At 49.8% G+C, this 7,697-nt stretch carries 4 protein-coding genes; all 4 read left to right on the top strand.

Annotated features, from left to right (window positions below):
- Window positions 1-43 precede the first annotated feature (43 nt).
- Window positions 44-3,118: a Mur ligase family protein gene (locus tag B0H98_RS13820; protein ID WP_244183171.1), complete on the top strand. Its 3,075-nt coding sequence runs from the start codon at window positions 44-46 to the stop codon at window positions 3,116-3,118.
- Between the two features lie 91 nt (window positions 3,119-3,209).
- Entirely contained in the window at window positions 3,210-4,232 is a 1,023-nt protein-coding gene (locus B0H98_RS13825; RefSeq protein WP_106375655.1) for a hypothetical protein, read from the top strand.
- Window positions 4,229-6,010 (top strand): hypothetical protein, encoded by a 1,782-nt coding sequence (locus B0H98_RS13830; RefSeq protein WP_106375646.1) that lies wholly within the window; start codon window positions 4,229-4,231, stop codon window positions 6,008-6,010. The genes B0H98_RS13825 and B0H98_RS13830 overlap by 4 nt, the downstream gene beginning before the upstream one ends.
- Before the next feature lie 179 nt (window positions 6,011-6,189).
- A partial coding sequence (locus tag B0H98_RS13835) for a retention module-containing protein (protein WP_146130259.1) occupies window positions 6,190-7,697 on the top strand: 1,508 nt, incomplete at its 3' end.

Below are 7,697 nucleotides of genomic sequence, written 5' to 3' on the forward strand. Positions count from 1 at the left end.
AGAGTGTAGTTGTACCGTTAGCGTTGCACAGGCGTTGACTGATATGGGTAATACCGTACTGCCCATATGGTTAAGCAAGCATTCGCAGCTTCCAGAATTTGCTCAAGTCATGCTTATTTCAGTAAGTGATGGCTATGAGCGTGCCCGAGTAGGCTCAGTTCAAGTAGATATAAACGACTTGCAAACAGGCAATTGGTCAGCATTGCTTCCCGCTTTGAAACAAGTTTTGCAAAAGCTCGAGGGAAAGTTTTCTCATCCTGTCGTGTGGTGTCGCCTGGAGTGGCCATTTGCAGTGCGCGAGTGGCACTGGCAGGCTCTCAAAAAAGATATAAAACGCTATAAACGCAACTATTTTCGTAACGGCTTGGCCATGGCTGGCAAACGTACTCCCCGGCTTTTGCTGACGGAAATGGAGCTTAACGCTAACGCCTGTTTATACCCAGGCCCTCAGGTGGCGCATGCCGACGTTCATCAGGCGCATCTGGAGCGTTATATAAAAGCGCGTCACGGTTCAAGTCAGATGCCTGACTTTACCGATAGCATGCCAGTGTGGAGTTTTTCCACAGCCGGCGTGTTTATCGATGTCAGGAGCGGAGCAGTCAATATACATACCCTGAACACTCAGCCGAGAAGTTGGGGGCGTCGAGAGGTATCGCCTTTAACAGCTGAAACCACAGGAGACTTGATTGCACGCTCGACTCGTTTCTTGGGTAAACAGGTAGAAAAGGATGGTCGTTATGTATATGGCTACTTTCCCTGCTTTGATCGGCGAATTAATACCTACAATGTATTGCGCCACGCCAGCAGTACCTATGCACTGCTGGAAGGATATGAAGCTTGCGCGCAACAGGGCCTTTTGAGTGAAGATCAGCTTGGGCGCTTGCGTGAGCAGATTTCTTCGGCATTAACCTACTTATCTTCTCGCTTTGTAATTCAGCGAGAAGGCGCAGCCTATGTAGTGGATACCGGCGATATCATTAAGTTAGGAGCGAACGCCGTTGCCATTCTAGCACTAGTGAAGTATCGCCAGGTGATAGGAGACGAACGTTATACCGCTCTGGCGGAGTCGCTGGCACTTGGAATTACAAGGATGCAGGAGGTTGATGGCAGCTTTGTACATGTACTTAATGCGGCTGATTTATCGCTCAAAGAAAAAACTCGGATCATTTATTATGATGGCGAAGCCGCTTTTGCCTTGATGCGACTTTATGATCAAACCCGTGATAGCCGCTGGTTGGACTGTGTTGTCAACGCATTCGACTACTTTATCGCCAATGGTCATGAACAAGCACATGATCATTGGCTCGCTTACTGCTCGAATGAACTAGTCCGGCATCGCCCTGAACGCCAATATTTCGCGTTTGCGGTGCGTAATATCACAGGCTACATCGACTTTATCCGCGAGCGAATTACCACTTTCCCAACGCTACTCGAACTATCGATGGCGTTTCATGAAACACTGTGCGAATTGCAAAAATATCCAGCTTTCAGCGATGTGCTGAACGATCTTGATATCGATGCATTTTACCAAGCGCTACATAGTAGAGCGAATTATCTCCTCAACGGTTTCTTCTGGCCGGAAGTCGCCATGTACTTCAAGGCGCCTGCGACCATTGCAGATGGCTTTTTTATTCGTCATCACGGCTTTCGAGTAAGAATTGACGATGTAGAGCATTACTTGTCAGGGCTGGTTGCGTATCAGCGAATGCTCCATGAGCCACACCATATGCCTTTCAGGCAAAGGGTAGAAAAAAAACTCGATGCGACGGCGATCGTTGCGGCAACGGGGGGGAAGTGGTTATCACTGCCCCCTAAGCAATGGGAGGCAAGTGGAGTATGCCGCTGGCCAACCTCTTTTCAGCCTGGGCAGATTGTGGTTGCACGGGGCAAGGAAATGAGCAAAGGCTTTTTGCCGCCTGCAGCAGTTAAAGCACTGGTAAGCAGAGGCGCTTCTGCCGTGCTTTGCGATGACGCTGAAACATACCGGGGTATGAGTGTGCCGGTATTGCAGGTAAATGATGTGCGTGCCGCGACACTGGCCATCGGACGCTGGCAGCGACGCTGTTACGCTGGGCGAGTTGTCGGTATAACCGGTAGTGCAGGTAAGACTACGTTAGTCGCCATGCTGGCGCATGCGCTGGGTCATACGGGGAAAGTAGGGCAAACGCAAGGTAGTGCCAACTTACCGATTGGAATAGCCTGGAACATTGCTTGTATGCCTCAAGATGCTCAGTATTGGGTTGTCGAAATGGCTATCGGCTCCATGATTCATAATACTGAACTTGCTCGTCCTGATGTCGCGGTGATCACTAACATTGCTGCATCGCATTTAATCTATCACCATACTTTAGATGAAATTGCTCGCAAAAAAGCGCTTATCTTTCATGGGATGCCTCTAGGTGGCGTAGCTATTCTCTATCGCGATATGCCGCAGTATGGTTACCTTGCCGAACAAGCAAGGGATCATCATCTAAAGGTGGTCAGTTTTGGAGAGCATCCTGACGCTGACATACGTATGTTGAGGTTTGTAAACAATACTGCACGTATCCAATTCGACGGTGTTGCGTATGAGCTGAGGTTGGCAGCTGCGGGGCGCCATATGGTGCTGAACGCAATGGCGGTATTGGCAATAGCCAGACATGACCACTTGCCTTTGGACACCGTTATGGCTCGTTTGACATCTTTTCAAGCAGTAACGGGAAGAGGTGAGATAAAAGTAATTGATTACCATGGGATACCAATCACGCTATGCGATGAGTCTTACAATGCTAACCCTCTATCCATGCGTATGGCACTTGAATCTTTTTCGGCACTTAGTGGGGAAGGTAATCGCAAGGTTTTGATTCTTGGCGATATGCTTGAGCTCGGGCATGAGGCCGATTCACTCCACCAGGAGCTTGTGCCTATTTTAGCGGCGCAGTCGGCGAGGCGAATACTGCTTTGCGGGCAGCACTGCCAACCCTTGGCCTCCCTCCTAGGAGGGGAAGACGCCGGGGTGTTTCATTTTGAGAACGTTAAAACGCTAAAGGCAGCGCTGCGTAATCACCTGTTGCCACAGGATTGCGTACTTGTAAAAGCCTCTCATGGCATTGGGTTACATGGTCTTTTTAATGCATAAGCCATTGGAATTATATTTCTATTTCAGAAAAATTAAGTGTAAAAAGTCGAATGGTAATATCCAATCTTAAATGACGGCGGCTGGCAATATCATGACAAGAGCCAAATTACTGAACTTAGGTTGCTGGCGCTGTGCTCTATTAATAATTTTTTCCGTGATGATCGGATTATCGTCCGCGATTGCTCAATCACCGCCTGAGGCGGGTGAGTGCCACAATTTGTCACGCGATAGAGCGCTTGAAGTATTGCCAAACGAGTTAGATATTCAAGGTCCTGACGATATCGTCTTTTATATCGATACTACTGATCAACGTATGATACTGAATCAGGCCCGACAAAGTGACATGGCGCTTCAATTGGCAGTTGCCGATGCTCTTTATCGTGACGTATTAGGTTTAACCCCTCCGCTGCGCATGCCGCGCTATCAGCGTGCAAACTTCATCATGGTGATTTTGCGAGGTGACCAAATACGAGGCGGCCAGGCTTATGACGAAGTCGTGAATAGTAATACCTCACCAAGTTGCCATATTCGCATGGCCTTGGGAGGAGGAGTGAAGGCAGCGCAAAATGTCACGCCTGCACATGAGCTTTTTCATCTTTATCAGAATGCCCATATGATGTTCAAGCAGGGCTGGGTACATGAAGGATTAGCACGTTGGGTAGAGTCACTATTGAGAGGAGACATACAAGAGGGAAATCCTTTGCCAGCCAATAACGAAGCTTTAACGTTGATGATGCAAGAAAGCTACGAAACAGCATCATTCTGGCAGCGATTGTTCTATCTGCTGGACTCTGAGGGAAGTATATCTATCCCTGATATACTTAAAGAAAAGCATTATCAGGATGGTAGTCAAGTTGTGAACGCTACTCACTTGTATGGAAGTGAGTTTTTACCATTACTGTTTTCTTCGCTTGATGAAGCCGGGAAGGTGCTGGCTAATCAAGAACAATGGCCAGTATATGGTTGGGCAGAGGCAGAACAGCGCAACTTACGCCATAATGAGGTTATCTTGTCTGCCGTGTATCAGGCCGTTTTAGATTACATGCCGTTAGCCGAACAGCCTGAAGAATTACGTGCGTTTATGCATCTTCTTGAGCCCTTGATTGACCGATGAGCAAGTTCACCTTTCTCAGCGAATCGAGTAAGACTCAAGGCTATCAGGTTCGCGATTTAGTAGCAGCCCTGGCAAGCGAAGTAGTATGGCCATTTCGTTGGCGCGTAGCTATCATTCTATTGATGCAAATCATTAGCCAAGTAATGCTATTAGCAAGCTTGATCATTCCTTGGCAATTGCTTCAAGTGCTAATAACAGGCCAAAGCCGTATTGATGGCTGGCTACCTGTAAGCGCTCATAACGAAAAACTAATGTTGTTGGCATTCTTGGCGCTTCTATGTTTTGTTACTTATTCCCTTTCCAAGTGGTCAACTAAAAAAGCCATCGCTCGCTTTTCTGTAACGATATTAAGGAATTTGAATAAGACTCGGCTGGTCCCCAATCATCGGTTGCTTGGTAAGCGTGTATTGGGAGTGGTGATAGGTACCTTGTCATCCGTCGTCATAGCGTCGTTATTCTGTTTAGTACTTGTTCTTTTGCATCCGCTTTTAGCCTTGTTAGCCATTATATGCATATCGGGCTTGATCATGACGGTGACGATTTATTATCGCCTTGAGCGAGTACAGAAGCTTCAAGAAATATTACAAGGCAATGTTCTTACGGTAATCAATATCAGCTTTGTTCTAGGTTTCTTGATCATCGTGCTGGACAATATTAACGGTACAATGCGTCCGCTTTTTACACTATTTATCCTACTTTTGGCGATGCGCCAGCTAATGGCAGCAAGTGTTAATGGGCTGGTTAGCTTTTTAAGTATCATTAAACATGTGCGACAGATTAATATGCTGCTTTTGCCTCGTTCTCGGCAGATCTCACTTTTTTCAGTCAGCAATTTCATAGGTCGATTTGAACAAGCGACCCTCAGGCAATGGTTATTACCGTGGCTCATCGAAAATGGACATTGCCAACACGTCCCTGAGATTCTGCAGTGCCGTTTTCTAAATGGGCGGGGAGTGGCGCATGTATTAATTCGTGATGCGCATGATAGCGGTGCGTCACGTTATATCCTGCTCAAATGCTACGTATCTGCCCGTGAAAATGAAGCACTTCATGAAACGGCGCTTCTCAATGAGCTAAGTGGATATTGCCATGGCGCGCTTCCCACCGTACCCGTTTTGCTGAAAAGCGGTCATTGGTCATGGTGTTCTTTTGTGTTGCTGCACATTGGAAATGAGCTTCCTCAATGGAAGAACTCAGAGGAGCGCAAGCCTTGGATGAGTCAAATACGTCAATGCCTGCTTCATATTCCCTTGTCTGACAGCCTTATAGCTCAATACTCGGCAACCTTTGCCTCTTTGCCCGAACGCATGAAAAACGTTGAAGCTTCGCATTTCGCCTACCTGACCGAACAAGACAAACAAAGCTTTCAGATTGAGCATTTCATGCGGTTGTGGCCTCTGATGCTGTCTGAGGTGGAAAAAATTCCTAAGTGTAAAACGTTAGATAATCTGAACAGTGCACGCATGGCAGATATCGGCGGTCATACAGTACTGGTGGACTGGCATGGCTGGGTATATGACACGGTCGGAGCATATTGGCCGCTATCGGCAAGACTTCAGACCGAAATACTTGAAATGATCAGCAGCCAGTGGGACCACCTGAGTGCTCAGCAAGCATGGGCTCAGTTTGACACCCCCGTCATCGCGTCCCATTACGCCGCATTAGCTGCACGAGCGCACGAATTTTGTCAGCGTTGTCGTGCAGATAACGATGTTGGTGCACTCAATATGATGGCTGGACTCATAAAAGCCTATGAGATGGCCAAGGCAAGCGATTAAGTGAGCAACACCACGGCATGTGTTTCTTAGGTGTATGGTCCTACTGTCCACCAGTACAATATTAAACCGTCTTGATTAAGGTTAGCCTTGCTGCAAAATGCCGCTAATAGCCATTTACCTTCATTAGCTCTCATCTCAGCGGCGGTCTTATTAATTCAACGGTGGTTGGAGAACGACACATGGCATCGGCAACGGTTATCGCTATTTCGGGTCAAGCGTGGGCGCGTGATGAAGACGGAAACTTACGCGAGCTGCAAATTGGCGACGTGCTTCAAGAAGGTGAAACGCTGATTACCTCAGCCGATGGTCGTGTCGAATTAGATTTTGCAGACGGAACAGGCATAAACGTTGTTGAAGGTGGCCAACAAGTTGATGTGACGCCTGAACTGGATGTTGACGCAATTGTAGCTACAGATGCCAGCGTTCAAGATGAAGATTTAGAAGCGCTACTCGCGGCCCTTGATAATGAAGGCGATCTGCTTGAACTGCTGGATGCAACTGCTGCAGGTGGCGCAGCCGGCGGTGGCGGCGGTGGCAGTAGCTTCGTGCGTGTTGCTCGCATCGCAGAAGAAACCGGCCAGCAAAGTTTTGATACTGACGGTGGTTTGGAGTCTGCAGAGTTTGTGGAGTTCGATAACGGCGCGGCAGCAGTCGCCAATGAAATAGATGATACGGATGCCGATGCAGATGCCGACGCAGATGCAGATGCCGATGCGGATGCCGATGCAGACGCTGATGCTGATGCAGACGCTGACGCTGATGCTGATGCAGATGCGGATGCTGACGCGGATGCCGATGCCGATGCCGATGCCGATGCCGATGCCGATGCCGATGCCGATGCGGACGCCGATGCGGACGCTGACTCGGATGCAGACGCTGATGCAGATGCTGACGCGGATGCTGATGCAGACGCGGACGCGGACGCCGATGCAGATGCAGACGCAGATGCGGATGCAGATGCAGATGCAGACGCCGATGCAGACGCGGATGCAGATGCCGACGCAGATGCGGACGCGGACGCTGATGCGGATGCAGACGCCGATGCAGATGCAGATGCAGACGCGGATGCAGATTCTGATGCGGATGCGGATGCGGACGCTGATGCGGATGCTGACTCGGACGCCGATGCAGATGCCGACGCGGATGCAGATTCTGACGCTGATGCGGATGCAGATGCAGATGCAGATGCGGACGCTGATGCGGATGCGGATGCGGATGCAGACGCCGATGCCGATGCGGACGCTGATGCAGATGCTGACGCTGACGCCGATGCAGATGCGGACGCTGATGCTGATGCTGATGCAGATGCCGACGCAGACGTCGACGATGACACTATGCCAACGGTCGATGTGGTCCTAGATAGTGCCACTGGCGATATCTACAGCGCCGACGAGATCCGCGACGGCGTGAATGCTACGGTCACGCTGGGTGAAGGTACTCAGGTGGGCGACACCCTGGTGGTGGTCGACGGCAAGGGCAACGAGCTGGTCAACCGCCCGGTCACTCAGGCCGATCTGGATAACGGTGTCAGCGTCACGGTCACCGACCTCAACGCCACTGACACTGCGGTCAGCCTCACCGCCACGGTCACCGACCCGGCGGGCAACACCAACACGTCGACAGCTAACGGCACGATCGACGCCCAGGCGCCGACTGTCTCCGTCACCCTGGAAGACGCCACCGGCGA

This window comes from Vreelandella songnenensis (assembly GCF_003002925.1).
In the GTDB taxonomy this organism is placed as follows: Bacteria; Pseudomonadota; Gammaproteobacteria; order Pseudomonadales; family Halomonadaceae; genus Vreelandella; species Vreelandella songnenensis.

Excerpts from the sequence above, each read along its gene's own strand:
- B0H98_RS13820 (WP_244183171.1), top strand. The coding sequence starts at position 44 with ATGGGTAATACCGTACTGCCCATATGGTTAAGCAAGCATTCGCAGCTT.
- B0H98_RS13830 (WP_106375646.1), top strand. The coding sequence starts at position 4,229 with ATGAGCAAGTTCACCTTTCTCAGCGAATCGAGTAAGACTCAAGGCTAT.
- B0H98_RS13825 (WP_106375655.1), top strand. The coding sequence starts at position 3,210 with ATGACAAGAGCCAAATTACTGAACTTAGGTTGCTGGCGCTGTGCTCTA.